Below are 16,727 nucleotides of genomic sequence, written 5' to 3'. Positions count from 1 at the left end.
CAGCCTCCATTGGGGGGATGAGGTGATTTCATATGGTTATAGTGCAGCGAAGGGTAGTTCCACACGGTTTTATACTGAGCTTCATGTCATCCCTCCCTGAAGAATGAAAAGAAGTTCCATGTCATGAAGAAACCATCACACCTGCCCTCAAGGCGGGATGTGAGTTCATCCAGAACATCCATCTCATTCTGGCCTGGCGGCAGCCTTAGAATGACCCTGTCCCCGGTCCCTTCAGCCGATACAACAGGGAGGCCCTGGAGGTTTAGGTCGCCCCGGGGCTCTATAACGGTGACCTCATAGTACTCCGGCACCGAGCCAAGCATTCCCAGCGCAACCCTCAGTACTATGAGGGATGCTATTATTATTGCAGGGATTTTAAGGTTCCATGGACTGAAGGGCACCCTCAGGGCGCTCATACCCAGGATCCCTGAAAGACCCACAAGGGCGGGGGTTGAGAATAGACCGCCATCTATTATTCCTATTATGGTTGAAACTATGGCGAATATCACTATCGCCACATGGAAGTCCCTCCTGTCCCCTGTTGAAAGAAGGCCGAGGATGTATATGGAAATAACCGTGAAAACAAGCCATGGAAGGACGAATCCTGGGATGTAACCTGCAAGTGAAGTGCCCGTATGGATCCCGGATGATGGGGGGATTATTATGGATGTGAGGGGGCTCATTGAAGCCTTGAAGACATGTGAATGGATGATGCTCGTTGATGCAGGCGGGTTAAGTGCCATGAATGTTGTGAAGGGGGATACGCCCATCCCCATTCTGATGACGATCTCCACTAAAAGGCCGGCGGTGTATGTGATGGCTACAAGGATGGCTGCAGCGTAGAGGTAGGTGTTCTTGTCAAGGGTCATGAGCCGATTAAGGGACCCTCCATCTCCAAAGAAGGGTGCAAGGATGAACATGGTGCCCATAAGCGTAAAGAATATCACATCCTTACCCTCAGATGATCCCATCAGGAACACATGGGTGAAGGGTGTTATGATGGAGTCAAGGGCATCAGTTTTAAAGAGGATGATGGCCAGCACGATGAAAACGACACCTGTAAATATGAACCTATCAGATCTCACAGTCATTCACCTAGAAGAAAATTATTAACCGGCAGACACAGATATAGATTTCTCCACTTATAAACTTCGGGGTTTAAAATGGATTTACTGCTCTACACCATGGTACTCCTCATCACGGGGGCGACAGCAGGCCTTGCAACAGGACTCCTTGGTGTGGGAGGGGGCTTCATAATAGTCCCTGCCCTCTACTTCATAATGGAATCCATGGGGATACCCATGGATACTGCCATAAGAACAGCCTTCGGGACGAGTCTTGCTGTGATCCTCCCGACGGCCCTGAACGGTGCCAGGTCACATTACCGGAGGGGATTTCTGGACCTGAAGGAGGCCGTACCCATAGGGGTCCTTGGATTTCTGGGGAGCATGGCAGGAGCATACACGGCAGGCATTTTCAGTGCAGAGGTCCTCAAATCCTTTTTCGGATCACTACTACTTTTTATAGCACTTCAGATGATATTCTCAGGGAAAATTGATCGGGGAAGCAAACTGAGGGGCGCAGCACCCCCCCTAGGATTCATTACAGGCCTGCTTTCAGGCCTTCTGGGGATTGGTGGGGGAGTGGTCCTTGTACCCCTCCTTGTGATGGTGGCGGGATTCGATGTCCTTGAAGCGGTAGGCACATCATCCATTGTCATCGCACTGACAGCAGCAGGAGGCACGGTCTCATACATATACAGTGGCATTGGAAAGGCCTCACTCCCCTTTTCTGCAGGATACGTGAACCTCTTGCAGTTCATGGTCATAGTCTTCATGAGCATACCCTTCTCATGGATCGGGGCCAGCCTGGCCCACAGTGTTGATGTGAGGTACATAAGGTATCTTTTCATCGTCATGCTCCTTTTAACGGGCCTCAGAATGATTTTTTAAACCTTGAAGGTGGTCCGTGGCATTCGGGAGGTTTCTGGCTACTTAGGATCCTTTGAAGTGCTTTCCTGATGATATCCTCATTATTTAGCAATATATATAAAATAAAATGAACATAATAAAAATGGAGGTGTTGAGTTGCTGAAAAAATGGGCGGGTCTCTTTTCTCTTATACTGGGTATAATATTTCTCATATCCCCTGTCTTAGGGGTTACAGCGATAAGCATTCTCACGGGTCTTGTACTCACGGCTCTGGGGGTCTGGATGCTGCTTAATGGCCTCATGGCAAGGAAGTACATGGAAGTCAGCATACTCTGGATAGTATTCTCGCTGATAGCCCTTGCAGTTGGCATGATTCTGGCATTCAGAGTTGTACTCATAAATCAGATTGCAGGGGCATGGTTCTATGTTACAGGCGTCCTTCTTATAGTGGCGGGTGTCATGATACTTTCAGCAGGGTACGAGAACTACATAAAAAGAAATGCAGGGATAATAAGCGCCATATTCGGCCTTATCTACATAATAGCTGGTTTTTTAGCCTTTAACCCGGTTTTCATCGGTGTCCTTGTGGGCCTGATACTCGTACTGCATGGGGTTATGGTGCTGAGGTCACCATGAACCCTACCCCCGCAGGGAGAATATAATCCATACAATCACAAAAACAGCGAACACGACGTAGAAGAGCGTCCTTGTCCTCCTCACCCTCTGCTGGTTTCTGGAAAGTATCTCCTGGCATCTCTCTGAGCATGTCCTTTCATCCAGGGGTATCGGGTTACCGCATACCGGGCAGTGCTTGTGCGGGTCAATCATTATCTACACCTCCATTATCATTCAGGAATAACAGCAGTACCTATATCTCCATCAAGGGCCCTTAAAAGGTTTTCAGGGTCCCTCCCATTCACTATAAGTGTCTTCACACCGGACCTCTTTATCATCTGTATGGCTGTATGATCAAAGAACTCATAGGTACCGGCCTTCACATCACAGCCAATAAGGTGCTCCAGCATTTCACTGGCTGTTATCTCCGGGTAAAACCTTGCATCAGGGTGCTTTTCAGGGTCACGGTCATAGAAGCCATCAACAGATGTAAGGTTTATCATGAGGTCCGCGCCTACCGTCTCTGCCAGGATGGCCCCGACGGCATCCGTACTGTGGGCCGGCTCGGTGCCACCCATAACAACTATCCTCCCTGATGTTGAGTACCTCAGCGCTTCCCTGAAGTTCTCCGGAACAGAGGGGTATGCGCTTTCACCTAGGGCTGTTATGAGCATCCTTGCGTTGAGCCTTGTAACATCTATACCTATATCATCACAGAGGGCCTCACTCGCCCCCAGCTCCCTCGCAACCCTTATATAGTCCCTGGCGGGTTTACCTCCACCTACAACAATAAAGAGTTCATGTTCATCCCGCAGTGAATTCAGGACATCCGCGTAGGATCTGAACATTTCATGTGTGAATTCACTTATAATGATTGATCCTCCGATGGTAATCACAATCCTCATATTAAATCACCGTGAAAATCAGCTGGCTGTCTTCATTTCAGTTATGATCAAATCCCCTTATATCTTTTTTCTGCAGACTACCAAAACTTTATAATTACCGGCCTCCATATACACTTACAGTTTATTTTATCATTTTTATGAGGAGTGATTCACAGTGAGTGAAGTATCATCAAAGGAACTTTATGAGTTCAAGAGGACCCTCCAGGAACTCTCAGAAAAGAAGGGGAGGGGGACTGAACTCGTATCGGTCTATATACCCCCTGACAGGCAGATCAGTGATGTTGCCAAGCACATGAGGGAGGAGCTCAGCCAGAGCGCCAACATTAAAAGTAAACAGACAAAGAAGAATGTCCAGTCAGCCATCGAGGTTATAATGCAGCGCCTGAAACTCTTCCCGAGGCCCCCTGAGAAGGGCCTGGTCATGTTCGTCGGCATGATACCCCGGGGAGGGCCGGGGACAGAGAAAATGGAGACCTACGTCTTTGAGCCCCCTGAACCAATCAAGACTTACATCTACCACTGTAACTCAGAGTTCTACCTTGAACCCCTCCAGGAGATGCTTGAGGAGAAGGAAACCTACGGCCTAGCCGTCCTTGACAGGAAGGAGGCCACCATAGCCACATTGAAGGGTAAACGGATCGACATACTCAAGACCCTCGCAAGCGGGGTGCCTGGTAAGCACAAGGCAGGCGGACAGTCACAGAGGAGGTTTGACCGTCTGATAGATCTGGCGGCCCATGAATTCCTCAAGAGGATAGGGGACCATATGAATGAGGCCTTCCTTCAGATAGAGGACCTTAAGGGGATTATACTTGGAGGACCTGGCCATACTAAGGATGAGTTCCTTAACGGTGATTACCTCCACCATGAGCTGAAGAAGAAGGTAATCACAACCGTTGACACATCTTACACCGGTGAGTTTGGTATCAGGGAGGTTATAGACAAGTCAATGGATGTCCTGAGTGAAATAGATGTCATGCGTGAGAAGAAGCTCGTCCAGAGGTTCCTCCGGGAACTCATAAATGAGGATGGACTGGCATCCTACGGTGAGAGGGAGGTCAGGAACCACCTCCAGATGGGTGCGGTTGAGATCCTGCTCCTCTCGGAGGACCTTAAATATCAGAGGGGGACCTATGAGTGTGCTTCATGCGGACATAGAATGGAAAAAACAGGAAAGGACCTTCCAGACACCGATAAGTGCCCTGCGTGTAACGATCAGATGAGGATAACCGAGAGGCGCGACATGATAGACGACCTTGTTGAGATGGCCGAGGAGGTCGGAACCGAGGTTGAGATAATATCCACCGAAACAGAGGAGGGTATGCAGCTCCTCAGGGCCTTCGGAGGGATAGGGGCCATCTTAAGGTACCGTCCATAGTCCCTGCCTGCGTTACCTTTTTTTGCGGTGAGGTTGCTGCTGTGCTTACTAAGGTACCGTCCATGGCCCCATGTTTTCCCCTTACCGCGGGTTAAACTACTGCCAGCAGGAGAAGGAGGTGCAGCGGCCCCTCAAGGTCCGCCACAAGGGTTGCGTTTTCTGTGCCCATTGACTCTTTAAAGTGAAGGTAGAGTGCTGTGTATAGGCAGAGGACCACGGCAGGAGATGCAGCTAGGGGTATCCCTGCAAGGAAGATCCCTGAGAGTAATATGGCTGCATTAACGCCATTTATAATCTGAAGCACCTTCAGACTCTTTCTTTCACCGTAAACTACAGGAAGCGTCCTTAGACCTCTGAGGGAGTCGGATTCAATGTCCTTGTAGTCACTGAAGGCTGTGTTTATGTAGACCTTCAGGAAGATGAAGATGAACACTGCAAGTGAGGAAGGCCAAGGGAAACACTGGTTCTGGATGAAGAGGGGTGTAACCGCCCATGAACTCCAGATAAGTCCAAGGTATATGTTCTTGAAGCCGGTGATCCTTTCTGTAAGGCCCTTGAAGAGCCCTGCATAGAGTATCCCTGTTACGAACATGGCGGCCGAGAGGATGATCATCCATATGTTCATGCAGCATATGAGGAGGGCTATAAGGAGTAAGAGATAGGTGACGGTCAGCTTCATGCCCCATCTGCTGATGAAACCGCATCGTTCAGGGTTTGTTGCAGCGTCATCTTCAAGGTCCGCGAGGTAGTCATAGGCGTAGACGGTGAGGGGCAGCATGAAGGATATGGCTGCAGTGACAGGCTGGCATGGTATTCCCATGAACACCGAGGATGTTACAAGAAGGGATGGTCCCCAGAGGGCCGGGATGAAACCTCCGTATAGGAAAAGGTTCCAGAGGGTTATAAAAAAATCCCTTAAAGGGGTGGCGTTTTTAAGAATATGGTTTTCATATCTGTTTGCTGACATAGTATTAACTATGTCTCAGCTGGCAGTTATCTTATAACAGCAGATAAATTTAGCTGAAAATTTTTCATTTTTTTTAAGGGTTATGGTGGTATTTTGATGCCTGTTCGCCTGGTCCAGGGGCTTCTAGGGTGCGGTCGGCGTCCTTATTGGAGGGTATGATGCTTTATGTTCACTGGAGCCTGGAAGTTAAGGGAAGGGGGTGTCTCTAATGTCCCTTCAATGAGGAAAAATCTATTAGAATGAGCTTTTCCTTCCATGCCTGAACCATATTGTGAACCGGATGATTCCCGGAAAAATAGAATTTGAAGGGGGCTTGTGGTGGATTCAGTGGATTGTTTCTGGAAAAATTAGAATTTGAAGAGTTTATCCCAGTCTCCTGACCCTTATCAGGGACTCAACAGGCACACCTGCAACCTCGGATATGCCCTTCTTATCGATGAGAACGGTTACAGCTACAGGAGTGGCTCCCTGGGATTTAAGGACCTCAACAGCCTCCCTTATGGTCCTCCCGCTGGTTATAACGTCATCGACCACAACAACACGCTTACCCTTAACCCTTGCAAAGTTACTGCTTATGGCTCCCTTAGCTTCCTCATCCTTCCTGTGTTTCACAGGGTGAAATACTGCAAGGGATGTTTCAAGTCCGGTTTCAACACCCATAACATCAGCCATGAGGGTTGCGAAGGGCACGCCGCTTATGGCGATACCGAGGACCACATCAGCAACACCGTACTTGAGGGCCATGTCGGCCATGGCAGCAGAAACATACCTCATACGGGATGAGCTGCCACCAAGGCTTTCCCAGTTAATGGCAAAATCCACAGGGGCCTCCTTCTTTGACATGGAGGTGGTTGTCTGGAGTGTAAGCCACCTTGCGGTGTCCTTTGACACGTTAAGTTCATCGGCAATCTCTCCAGTTGTAAAGCCCCTGTTTCTGAGTTCCTGGGCCTTCTTTATAAGTTCATTTTCCATAGCAGGCACCTCTTAAATATCTCCATTAAGTTTTATGGGTCTGTGCTCCCTGGCAGACTTCATTGCAGCAAGCACGGTCCTCAGGGCATATATACCGTCTTCACCGGTGATTTCAGGTTCCTCATCATTTATGACGGATGAAAGGAATGATTTAATCTCATTCTTCAGTGGTTCCTCATGCTTTATCTCTATGTCCTGTGCGAATTTACCGTAAACATCGAGTTTCTGGTCAATGTAGTCCACATTGATTATGCCGTCGGTCCCTGTGATGGCCAGCTTCCTTCTCTTGTAGGGTGTTAACCAGTTAACCTCAAGGATCCCGGTTATCCCGCTTTTGAATTTGGTCATTATCTCTGCATGGTCCTCATACTCACATTTTTCAAGTATGCTTCCCATGACAGCGTATACCTCTGCAACGGGTTCACTGAAGAGGTAGTGCATAACGTCAAGGTCGTGTATGGCCAGGTCAATTGTAACTCCAACATCCTTTATCCTTGGGGGGAAGGGACCCACCCTCTTTGCTGATGCTGAAACCACGTCTCCAATCACATCATTTTCAATGAGTTCCTTCGCCTTCTGCACGGCAGGGTTGAATCTTTCAACATGCCCCGTTCCAAGCTTCAAACCCTTTTTACGGGCCGTGCTCACCATCTCCATGGCTTCTTCTATTGTGAATGCGATGGGTTTTTCAACAAGGACGTGCTTGTCATGTTCAAGGGCATCCATCACTACCCTGTAGTGGTGGGTGGTTGGCACGCAGACACTTACAACATCTATTTCAGGTATCTCAAGGAGGTTTTCATAGTCCACGTATCCAACAGCGTCATACTTGTTGGCGACCTTCTGAAGGGTCCCCTTCATGATGTCTGATACAGCTATAAGATTCGCGTTTTCAAGTCTGTGGTAAACTCTGGCATGGTTGTAACCCATGGCTCCGACACCGATTACACCCACATTTATCTTTTTCAAATATAATCCTCCATTTCCTTGGCAGCTTTTTTACCGATATCTTCTGCTTCACCCAGAGATCCTTCAACACTCAGCTTCCTGAGTATCTCACCCTCCCTGGTTAAAAGGACAGCGTAGAGTCTGAGTTTTCTGTCCACGGCCCTTGCAATGACCCCCAGCGGGCACTGGCACCCAGCACCCAGCTCCCTCAGGAGGGTTTTCTCGGCGGTGACCTCCTGGATTGAGGGGTAGTGTGTGATCCTTTCAACATCACCCCTGATGTCACTGTCTCTTCTTGTTATAACTGCGAGGGCCCCCTGGCCTGCGGCGGGTGTGAAGTAGTCAAGCGTGAATCTCCTTTTAATGAATCTCTCAAGCCCAAGACGTTTTAAACCCGCCTCGGCCATGATGGTGGCGTCAACCTCGCCTTCCATAACCTTTCTTATCCTTGTATCTATATTTCCTCTTAGGGCCCTGAGCTTAAAATTTTTTTGGTGATGGTTGCAGAAGGCCTCCCTCCGCAGGCTGCTTGTCCCGAGACCTGAACCCGGTGGAAGTTCATCCCAGTCCATCCGTGATATCAGAACCTCATTTGGGGATTCCCTCACAGGGACTCCTGCAATCACAAGGTCAGGGTCCAGTTCGCTTGGCACGTCCTTGAGGCTGTGGACGGCAAGGTCAACCTCCTCCTCCAGGACTGCCAGGTCCAGTTCCCTTGTGAAGAGGCCCCTTGAGTCAATATTGTAAAGCTGAGAATCCTTTATCCTGTCACCCTTCGTTTTTATGATCTTCCTTTCTATGTCTTCACTGCAGATCTCCTGGAGCATCCCGATAACCTGATCTGTCTGTACCAGGGCCAGGCGGCTTCCCCGTGTTCCAACTATCAATGAATCATCTCCGGTAAACATTAATCACTTGAAGAATTTATGATGTCCCCTTTAATAATTTTTTTAAATGCACTGTAGGGTGCATCCAGGTTCAGAGGCTGAAGTCTGTCTGAGTGAAATCAGGGACCCTTCACTTTCTAATTATCTCCGAGGGTTCACCTCCTTGTAAGGTCACCGTACACTGACCTGTAAATCATGAGGACCGTGTCGTGCTTCATCGCAATCCTGAGGGCGTCTTCAGGTCTCCTGAAATAAACAGCATCGATTCCCATCCCCTTCATGAGGCTGTATCCAAGTTCATCAACAAAAATGAACTGGAGGTCACTTCCTTTGAGGGTCCTGATAAGTCTTTCCTCGTCTATTTCTTCACATGTAACCCCGTATCTGCCCCCGATGATCACAACGGGGTCTGTGAGTTTTTCCACCATTTCAAGGGAGTACTCAACTGCCCTGACATTGAGGCCCGGGTTTATCTCCTCAATGATGGTTGTGCCGTTGAACTCACGTATCGAAGTCCTTCCAGGTATGCCCCTGAAGTTCCTAAGACCCTCCTGAATCCTCTTCGGATCTTTACCAAGGGTTAGGGCCGCGCTCACCCCTGCAAGGACATTCTGGAGGTGGTGTTCTGCAGGTGCAAATGTTTCTACACTGAACTCGGTTTCAATAACATCACCCTTCAGTGTTTCGAGTCCATCGATAATCAGGGTGGCCGATGTTGATTCAAGGCCATATTCAACATCGGATGCATGGACACAGGCACGGTCATCGGTGACAGAGAAGGTGTTTGTAATATCCCAGAACCTGTCATAGTATCTCCTGAAGGCTCCGTACTCACAGCAGACTCTCCTGCTCCTGAATATCTGTGATTTTGCCCTGCTGGCACTTGAGGTGCCCTGTCTTATGGGATAGTCCTCGGCTATGTTCGTCAGGACACCAACATCTGCAAGTCCTGTTCCTCCAAGGGAAACCTCGAATATGGCGGTCCTGCAGTCACATTCACCTGCAAGGCGTACAGTTTCAATCATATTTGCAGGGGTTATGCTTATATCCCTTTTAAGGAGATCATCACCGGCATAGGATCCAAGGCTGCTGAGAATGAGGGGCTGAAGGTCCCTGAGGATCTCCCTGAGGATCCATACGGTGCTGGTCTTGCCCTTAACACCTGTAACCTCCACCAAAGGGATTTTCGCTGATCTTTTCCATGATTCAAGGAGACGACCAGTTATCTCATGATGGGTCATGTCAGTTCTTTCCAGGGGGCAGTGGACAGGTGCTATGACCGGCGAACCGGTATCAGGACCCGTTACAAGTTCGATGCCATTATCGGTCAGGAGTTTAAGGTCATCCTCACCAAGCGTACCGTATATATCCCAGGCAAGCACCCTGTCAGATTCCCTCTTCAGTTCAAGGGCTATTGTAACACCGCCATGAGTAAGGTCCACCACGAGGGGGCTGGCTGAAGCGTCAGTGGCCCTTGATTGAATCTATACCACCCTCTATTAGTTTTTCACGGACCTTACGGTAGAAGTCCTTACTCAACCTTACAAAATGGGCGCAGCTATCTGATTTCCTGAATATGACCTCATCCATATGGTTTATCTCCTCCTCATACTGGCCGTCAATAACTGCAATGGCCTTCTTTCCCTTCCTGAGTAGTTTGACCTTTATGGTGCTTTTATTTGAGACCACTATGGGCCTCGCGCTGAGCTTAAAGGGGCATATGGGCACTATGAGGAAGGCCTCCACGCGGGGGTCTACTATGGGCCCGCCGGCTGACATGGAGTAGGCTGTGGAGCCGCTTGGAGTTGCGATGATTATACCATCGGCCCTGAGCTCCTCAACGATTTCATCATCCACAGATATTTCAATGTGGAGCATCTTGGCGGGTTTACGCGTCATCATAACCACCTCATTGAGGGCCAATGGCAGTTTACCGTTATGATGGACGCTGAGGAGGGTCCTCTTTTCAACAGCATACTCACCCATCAGGACGTCTTCAAGGGCTGAAAAAACATTCTCAGGGTCTACTTCAGTCAGAAAACCAACAGTGCCCATATTTATGCCCAGTATAGGTATCTCCTTACCCTCTATAAGGCTCTGGGTTCTTAGTATCGTCCCATCTCCGCCGATGGTGACTATCATGTCTGCATCCATGTCCCTTATATCCGCACCATACTCCCTGAGGATGGGGAGTTCCTCTGTGAGTTTAAGGTCGACTGTGAGCTCAACACCCCTGTTGAGGAGAAAGGATGCAACTCTACCTGCAAGCTCAACGGCTTCAGGCATGTCAAAACGGGCAACAAGGCCTATACGCATTATATGACCTCCAGAGTCTTTACTGTTTTCTTGTGGCTGGTTGAGGGGCCTGTATGCATTATATGACCTCCAGGGTCTGCATTATTTTTCTGTGAAGGTTAACGTTACCCGCAGCGATAAGGGAGGTTCTTGCCTTGACGTTAAGAAGGCCGTTTATAACTTCCCCCCTTTCATCTGTCACCACACCACCTGCCTCCTCAACGATGAGCTTTGAGGCGGCAATATCAACTATCCTGAGGTTTTCCCTGAGGTCCATGAAGGCGTCATAGGACCCGTTCGCCACGTATGCCAGTTCAAGGGCAACAGAGCCCAGTATACGCATACGGCGTATAACCCGGCATATGTTATCAACCCTTTTGAAGCGGGTGCCGTAGATGAATGCACCGAGAGATGTCCTTTCAAGGGAACTCTGTGATGATGACTCAATCCTTTTATCATTCATGAACGCCCCCTGGCCCCTTATGGCCCAGTAGAGGTCACCCGTTGCAAAGTTCTTAACAAAACCCATCCTGACATCCTTCATTGAGGGGAGGTCGCTTCCAGGAATATATTCTGCAACTGCAATGGATATCCCGTAGAAGGGTATGTTCCTTATGGCGTTGCTTGTACCATCAAGGGGGTCCACCACAAAGATTATCCTGGGCTCATCATCACCGTCCTGGTTTATGTGAAGGACTCCTATCTCTTCACTTATTATTGTAACGGGCCTCATGGTGTTTTCAAGGACACCTATGGCCTCGTCCTCTGCAACGAGGTCTATGAGCTTTGTAGGTGTTCCATCAGCCCCCATTTTGATTATCTCACCTGCATCTTCTGTCCCCACAAGGGGAGCTATGGCCCTCTCAACCTGGTCTGCCATCCGCATGGCAACGCCCTTCCAGTAATAGGTATCTGATTCTTCCATGGAACCCCCTTCCTGGTTTCAGTCAAGGTATACGAGTGCAGATACTGCGGCACCACACCTCTCAACAGTATGATTTATCTCTTCAACTATTAATTCCTTTATTTCAAGGCCCCTCACAGACATCATATACTCAACCATTGATACGGCCTCCCTCCTCACATCCTCAGGGTCCCTGTTCACCCCGGAGTTCTCAACCACACATCCAAAGTCACCGGATGTTGCCGCGGCGATGGCTGCAGATATAAGGTCTCCCCTCCTGTCGGATATCTTCCGGGAGAGGACGCAGTTAACCATTGATCCGGGTTCAAGTTCTGGAAGTTCAACTATCCTGGTGTCCCTTGGAAGTATACTTGACACCCTGATGAGATTGACATCCCCTATCCCTGCTTCAAGGAGTGCGTTGTCAAAGGCATTCAGTCGGGTGGGTCCTTCAGCAGCACCTGATGTTATAGCAACCTTCATGTTCATCACATCGCAAGAGTCTCATCCTTCTATAAGTTTTTATATACATGTCGGCTTACTAAGAGTCTCATCCTTCTATAAGTTTTTATATATGTGCACCAGATTAATAGATATACACTGAACCACCATATCACTCATTTTGACGGAGGTAAAGATAAATGTCAAAGAAAGTAGTTGAAGTTAAGACGCTTAAGGTTGGAAAGTACGTGATCATTGACGGAGAGGCATCAAAGATCACAAACATCTCAACATCCTCCCCTGGTAAGCACGGATCAGCCAAGGCCCGTGTCGAGGCAGTGGGGATATTCGACAACCAGAAGAGGAGCTTCGTAAAACCAGTGGACTCAAAGGTGGACATACCCATAATCGACAAGAGAACAGCACAGGTACTGGCCATAATGGGAGAGGACGTCCAGTTAATGGACCTTGAAAACTATGAGACCTTTGAAACACCAATACCAGATGAACTCCGCGACCAGCTGGTTGAAGGTGTTGAGGTTGAATACATAGAGGCCCTCGGCCAGAGAAAACTCATGAGAACCAAGGGATAGGGCCCTTAAACATGCTTCTACACACACAGAACCCACTGAAATTTGCTTTTTCCACAGAGGACCCTGATAATATTCCGGAGCTTTCCTTCGGAATAATAGGGGTCCCCTTTGATTCCACTGCAACATACCTCCCGGGGACGCGATTCGGTCCCCAAGCCATCAGGGAGGCTTCCTACAGCTTCGAATCATACAACCTCAGGTTTTCAGGTAATGTGAAGCTGAACAGTTTTGATTTTGGTGACGTTAATGTCTCCCACGGTAACTTCAGGTCAACCTCAAAGTTTATCAGGAGCTCTGTTTCTGAGATCCTTGAAATGGGACTCAAACCCATCATACTTGGCGGTGAACACACGGTAACCCTCCCGATGCTTGAAGAGTTCAGTGAAGGGGGGCTCATCCATGACCTTACGGTGATCCACATCGACGCCCACATGGACATGGCCGACACCTATACCGGTGAGAGGTACTCCCATGCCACCGTCATGAGGCGGGTTCATGAACTCCAGCCATCGGGCATACTGCAGCTGGGGGTCCGGTCGGCATCAGAGGAGGAGGTGGAATTCGTCAGGGAGAACGGGATAGAATACCACACAGCCCATGAGATAATGGACAATCCAGAGGGCGCCCTCCGCGCCATCAGGAGGATCAGGGGACCCGTGTACCTTTCCGTGGACATTGACGTCCTTGACCCGGCATACGCACCATCTGTTGGGAACCCCACACCCTGCGGACTCACACCCTTCATCATGGAGGAGCTCACTGCCGCGGCAGCGGAAAAGGAGCTCCTTGGATTTGATGTTGTGGAGGTGGCCTCAGGGACTAGGGGTGATCAGACATCCATAAACGCTGCCAAGATAATCTACGACATCCTCACCATCACCTGAAAACCGGTGAAGCTGCCAGCAGATTTTTATATTCCCCAGTCCAATTCTAACCTATCAAGCTAAAATGGTGTTTGCTATGAATTCTCGAGAGGTGGAACTAAGGGGTCACATAATCGACAGTCTCATACTCCCCAGGGCCCTTGATATAATAATGGATATGGGTGGAGATTTCCAGATACTTGAGATCGAGATAGGTAAAAGGAAATCGGATCCAAGCCATGCAAGGATACTGGTGGAGGCAGAGACACCCACACTTTTAAACAAGATACTTGATGAACTGAGTGAAATAGGGGCCTCCATTGCTGAGATAAAGGAGGTCCAGCTCAGAGAGGCTGAAATGGACAGGGTGCTCCCTGAGGACTTCTACTCAACAACAAACCACCAGACCTTCATATATTATGGTGGTGAATGGGTGGAGGTTGAGGGAATTGAAATGGACTGCATGATAGTGGTTGACCCCAAAACCCGAAGGGCCAGATGCAAACCCATAGGCAGGATAAAAAAAGGCGACCTTGTCGTTGTTGGCAGGGAGGGTATAAAGGTTGTTCCACCCGAAAGGCCCAGGGGGAAGCAGGGCGTCTTTGAATTCATGGGCAGCGATGTTTCAAGTGAAAAGCCCCTGGTAACCACCATAAAAAAGATAGCCTCCGAGATAACTGAGATAAAGAGGCGCGGGGGTAAGATAGGCCTCGTTGGAGGACCTGCAATTGTACACACGGGCTCAGCCCCCGTCATCGCCGAAATGATAAGGGAGGGCTTCATAGATGTTTTATTCGCAGGCAACGCCCTGGCCACCCATGACATAGAAAATGCACTCTACGGCACATCCCTGGGCGTGGACATAGAAAGCGGTGAATCAGTGAGCAGAGGACACAGACATCATATAAACGCAATAAATGAGATAAACCGTGCAGGTTCAATAGGCGATGCCGTGGAGAAGGGTGTTCTAAGGTCAGGGATAATGTATGAGTGTGTTAAGAATAACGTCCCCTTCGTCCTTGCAGGTTCAATAAGGGATGACGGACCACTCCCTGATGTTATAACAGACGTTATAGAGGCCCAGGAGGAGATGAGGAAATACGTCCAGGACCTTGACATGATCATAATGATAGCCACCATGCTCCACTCCATCGCAACGGGCAACATACTCCCATCAAGGGTGAAGACGATATGTGTTGATATAAACCCTGCAACCGTCACCAAGCTATCTGACAGGGGGAGCTCACAGGCCGTGAGTGTGGTGACCGATGTGGGCGCGTTCCTGCCCATCCTCCTCCATGAACTCAAGAAGATGAACAATGATGGGGATTGAATTGATAAGGGGCAACATCCTCAATGTCTTCACAGGTGACATCTACCCCGCTGAGATCGAAATAGAAGATGGAATAATAAGGGCCGTCAGGAGGATAAGGGGGGAGTACGACCACATCATTCTACCCGGATTCATAGATGCCCATGTCCATATTGAGAGTTCAATGCTCACACCATCATCCTTCGCATCCGCAGCGGTACCCCACGGGACGGTGGCGGCTGTCTCAGACCCCCATGAGATAGCAAATGTTATGGGTGTTTCCGGGATCGACTTCATGATATCTGATTCATCAGAAGCACCCATGAGGTTCTACTTCACTGCACCATCCTGCGTACCTGCAACTCCCTTCGAGACAGCGGGTGCAGAGATATCAGCCGGTGAAATAATGGAGCTCCTTGGAAGGGACTCCATCGTCGCCCTGGGGGAGATGATGAACTTCCCAGGGGTGATAGCAGGGGATGAGGAGGTCACAGCAAAGATAGAGGCTGCAAAGGCGATGCGCAAGCCCATTGACGGTCATGCACCCCTCCTCTCAGGGGACGACCTCTGCACATACATCGCCGCAGGCATATCAACCGACCATGAATGTGTGACAGCCACTGAGGCCATTGAAAAAAGGGAGCTCGGCATGAAGATCATGGCAAGGGAGGGTTCAAGTGCAAAGAACCTCAGGGACCTTCTGCCTGCCGGCTGCGATTTCCTGGTATCCGATGACATCCACCCCGGGGATCTTCTGAGGGGGCATTTGGACCTTGCACTCAGGAGGGCGGTTGAGTATGGCGCGGATCCTGTGGAGGCCGTCCAGATGGTAACCATAAACCCTGCATCACATTACCGTCTGGATACAGGCGCCATAGCCCCTGGGATGCATGCAGACCTTGCAGTGGTGGATAACCTGAGGGATTTCACTGTCAGGAGGGTCTACATTGGCGGTGAACTGGTGGCTGCAGACGGCAGATGCACCTACCGGATGAAGAAGTCAGCCCCCATCTCAGTGAACAGGATAAAGGTTAAGGAGTTCAGTGAGGAGGACCTTGAGGTTGAATCCGATGCCGATGAGGTCACCGTCAGGGTGATTGATGTCATGGATGGCCAGATAATCACGGAGGAGTCAAGGGCAGGGCTTGCTGTTGAGGATGGTTTCGTGGCCCCGGATCCATCGGCTGATATACTCAAGGTGTCGGTCATAGACCGTTACGGTAAGGGGAACATTGCAAATGGATTTGTAAGGGGCTTCGGATTAGGGGAGGGTGCCCTTGCATCAACCGTGGCCCATGACTCCCACAACATCATCGTGGTCGGCACTGACTCAGAAAAGATGAAGGGGGCGGTTGACCTTTTAAGGGAAAGTGGAGGCGGACTTGCTGCTCTTTCAGATGACAGATGCATGGTGCTTGAATTACCAGTAGCCGGTCTCATGACAGACAGGGAGGCATCTGAGGTCGCAGAGGAACTTGAAGAGATCAATGATTTTGCATATGAACTTGGATCACGACTTGGAGCACCCTTCATGACAATGTCCTTCCTTTCGCTCCTTGTAATACCTGAACTCAAAATAGGGGATCGCGGACTATTCAGTGTTGATAGGTTTGAATTTGTGGATGTTATTGTTGATTAATCAAGGTGAAACAGAACCTTAATGAGCTAACCATGTTTGAATTTGTGGATGTTATTGTTGATTCATGATCCATGATG

18 protein-coding genes are annotated in these 16,727 nt (G+C 49.3%); 7 read left to right on the top strand and 11 right to left on the bottom strand.

Going from position 1 to position 16,727, the window contains the following annotated elements; all coding sequences use genetic code 11:
- Positions 1-86: 86 nt before the first annotated feature.
- A complete protein-coding gene (locus FZP57_RS06015) occupies positions 87-1,085 on the bottom strand; it encodes a hypothetical protein (protein ID WP_191216060.1) in 999 nt (332 codons plus the stop codon).
- A gap of 78 nt (positions 1,086-1,163) precedes the next feature.
- Here FZP57_RS06015 and FZP57_RS06010 point away from each other — a divergent pair, with 78 nt between their 5' ends.
- A complete protein-coding gene (locus FZP57_RS06010) occupies positions 1,164-1,952 on the top strand; it encodes a sulfite exporter TauE/SafE family protein (protein ID WP_191216059.1) in 789 nt (262 codons plus the stop codon).
- A gap of 135 nt (positions 1,953-2,087) precedes the next feature.
- Positions 2,088-2,567, top strand: a complete 480-nt coding sequence (locus tag FZP57_RS06005) for a DUF308 domain-containing protein (protein ID WP_074359194.1) — start codon at positions 2,088-2,090, stop codon at positions 2,565-2,567.
- A gap of 3 nt (positions 2,568-2,570) precedes the next feature.
- Here FZP57_RS06005 and FZP57_RS06000 read toward each other — a convergent pair whose 3' ends face one another.
- Entirely contained in the window at positions 2,571-2,759 is a 189-nt protein-coding gene (locus FZP57_RS06000; RefSeq protein WP_084531242.1) for a DUF2116 family Zn-ribbon domain-containing protein, read from the bottom strand.
- Positions 2,760-2,776: 17 nt separating this feature from the next.
- On the bottom strand, positions 2,777-3,451 hold the full coding sequence (gene pyrH, locus FZP57_RS05995) for a UMP kinase (protein WP_074359192.1): 675 nt from the start codon (positions 3,449-3,451) through the stop codon (positions 2,777-2,779).
- Positions 3,452-3,605: 154 nt separating this feature from the next.
- Here pyrH and prf1 point away from each other — a divergent pair, with 154 nt between their 5' ends.
- Positions 3,606-4,829: a peptide chain release factor aRF-1 gene (gene prf1, locus FZP57_RS05990; protein ID WP_074359191.1), complete on the top strand. Its 1,224-nt coding sequence runs from the start codon at positions 3,606-3,608 to the stop codon at positions 4,827-4,829.
- 91 nt (positions 4,830-4,920) lie between these two features.
- Here the strand turns inward: prf1 and FZP57_RS05985 are convergent, their stop codons facing one another.
- The 8 genes from FZP57_RS05985 to FZP57_RS05950 form a co-directional block, all read right to left on the bottom strand.
- A complete protein-coding gene (locus tag FZP57_RS05985) occupies positions 4,921-5,796 on the bottom strand; it encodes a UbiA family prenyltransferase (RefSeq protein ID WP_074359190.1) in 876 nt (291 codons plus the stop codon).
- A 363-nt stretch (positions 5,797-6,159) separates the two neighbouring features.
- Positions 6,160-6,768 (bottom strand): orotate phosphoribosyltransferase-like protein, encoded by a 609-nt coding sequence (locus FZP57_RS05980; protein ID WP_191216058.1) that lies wholly within the window; start codon positions 6,766-6,768, stop codon positions 6,160-6,162.
- A gap of 12 nt (positions 6,769-6,780) precedes the next feature.
- On the bottom strand, positions 6,781-7,737 hold the full coding sequence (locus FZP57_RS05975) for a Gfo/Idh/MocA family protein (RefSeq protein WP_074359188.1): 957 nt from the start codon (positions 7,735-7,737) through the stop codon (positions 6,781-6,783).
- A complete protein-coding gene (hemC, locus tag FZP57_RS05970) occupies positions 7,734-8,603 on the bottom strand; it encodes a hydroxymethylbilane synthase (RefSeq protein WP_074359793.1) in 870 nt (289 codons plus the stop codon). The genes FZP57_RS05975 and hemC overlap by 4 nt, the downstream gene beginning before the upstream one ends.
- Positions 8,604-8,758: 155 nt before the next feature.
- The gene (cfbE, locus tag FZP57_RS05965) at positions 8,759-10,045 is read right to left on the bottom strand and encodes a coenzyme F430 synthase (RefSeq protein WP_238337866.1); all 1,287 of its coding nucleotides are present in this window, start codon (positions 10,043-10,045) and stop codon (positions 8,759-8,761) included.
- A 22-nt stretch (positions 10,046-10,067) separates the two neighbouring features.
- Positions 10,068-10,922: an NAD(+) kinase gene (locus tag FZP57_RS05960; RefSeq protein ID WP_084531240.1), complete on the bottom strand. Its 855-nt coding sequence runs from the start codon at positions 10,920-10,922 to the stop codon at positions 10,068-10,070.
- A gap of 55 nt (positions 10,923-10,977) precedes the next feature.
- The gene (locus FZP57_RS05955) at positions 10,978-11,823 is read right to left on the bottom strand and encodes a bifunctional fructose-bisphosphatase/inositol-phosphate phosphatase (protein ID WP_074359185.1); all 846 of its coding nucleotides are present in this window, start codon (positions 11,821-11,823) and stop codon (positions 10,978-10,980) included.
- An 18-nt stretch (positions 11,824-11,841) separates the two neighbouring features.
- Positions 11,842-12,285, bottom strand: coding sequence for a pyruvoyl-dependent arginine decarboxylase (locus FZP57_RS05950; RefSeq protein WP_074359792.1), 444 nt, complete (start codon positions 12,283-12,285; stop codon positions 11,842-11,844).
- A 158-nt stretch (positions 12,286-12,443) separates the two neighbouring features.
- Between FZP57_RS05950 and eif5A the strand changes: the two genes are divergently transcribed.
- The 4 genes from eif5A to ade all read left to right on the top strand — a co-directional run bounded on the left by eif5A (position 12,444) and on the right by ade (position 16,650).
- A complete protein-coding gene (gene eif5A, locus FZP57_RS05945; protein ID WP_074359184.1) occupies positions 12,444-12,836 on the top strand; it encodes a translation initiation factor IF-5A in 393 nt (130 codons plus the stop codon).
- Between the two features lie 11 nt (positions 12,837-12,847).
- Positions 12,848-13,720 (top strand): agmatinase, encoded by an 873-nt coding sequence (gene speB / locus FZP57_RS05940; protein WP_074359183.1) that lies wholly within the window; start codon positions 12,848-12,850, stop codon positions 13,718-13,720.
- A 76-nt stretch (positions 13,721-13,796) separates the two neighbouring features.
- Positions 13,797-15,032 carry a TIGR00300 family protein gene (locus FZP57_RS05935; protein WP_074359182.1) on the top strand — a complete coding sequence of 412 codons (1,236 nt, stop codon included), beginning with the start codon at positions 13,797-13,799 and terminating at the stop codon, positions 15,030-15,032.
- Positions 15,019-16,650, top strand: a complete 1,632-nt coding sequence (gene ade, locus FZP57_RS05930; RefSeq protein ID WP_238337865.1) for an adenine deaminase — start codon at positions 15,019-15,021, stop codon at positions 16,648-16,650. The genes FZP57_RS05935 and ade overlap by 14 nt, the downstream gene beginning before the upstream one ends.
- Positions 16,651-16,727: the final 77 nt, after the last annotated feature.

Source organism: Methanothermobacter sp. THM-1 (genome assembly GCF_009914355.1).
GTDB classification, from domain to species: Archaea; Methanobacteriota; Methanobacteria; order Methanobacteriales; family Methanothermobacteraceae; genus Methanothermobacter; species Methanothermobacter wolfei.
The sequence above is the reverse complement of the archived record's forward strand: the minus strand, read 5'-3'. Positions and strand labels throughout refer to the sequence as shown.

Coding starts and splice junctions, on each gene's coding strand:
- FZP57_RS06010 (WP_191216059.1), top strand. CDS start 1,164: ATGGATTTACTGCTCTACACCATGGTACTCCTCATCACGGGGGCGACA.
- FZP57_RS06000 (WP_084531242.1), bottom strand. CDS start 2,759: ATGATTGACCCGCACAAGCACTGCCCGGTATGCGGTAACCCGATACCC.
- pyrH (WP_074359192.1), bottom strand. CDS start 3,451: ATGAGGATTGTGATTACCATCGGAGGATCAATCATTATAAGTGAATTC.
- FZP57_RS05985 (WP_074359190.1), bottom strand. CDS start 5,796: ATGTCAGCAAACAGATATGAAAACCATATTCTTAAAAACGCCACCCCT.
- FZP57_RS05980 (WP_191216058.1), bottom strand. CDS start 6,768: ATGGAAAATGAACTTATAAAGAAGGCCCAGGAACTCAGAAACAGGGGC.
- FZP57_RS05955 (WP_074359185.1), bottom strand. CDS start 11,823: ATGGAAGAATCAGATACCTATTACTGGAAGGGCGTTGCCATGCGGATG.
- FZP57_RS05950 (WP_074359792.1), bottom strand. CDS start 12,285: ATGAAGGTTGCTATAACATCAGGTGCTGCTGAAGGACCCACCCGACTG.
- eif5A (WP_074359184.1), top strand. CDS start 12,444: ATGTCAAAGAAAGTAGTTGAAGTTAAGACGCTTAAGGTTGGAAAGTAC.
- speB (WP_074359183.1), top strand. CDS start 12,848: ATGCTTCTACACACACAGAACCCACTGAAATTTGCTTTTTCCACAGAG.
- FZP57_RS05935 (WP_074359182.1), top strand. CDS start 13,797: ATGAATTCTCGAGAGGTGGAACTAAGGGGTCACATAATCGACAGTCTC.
- ade (WP_238337865.1), top strand. CDS start 15,019: ATGATGGGGATTGAATTGATAAGGGGCAACATCCTCAATGTCTTCACA.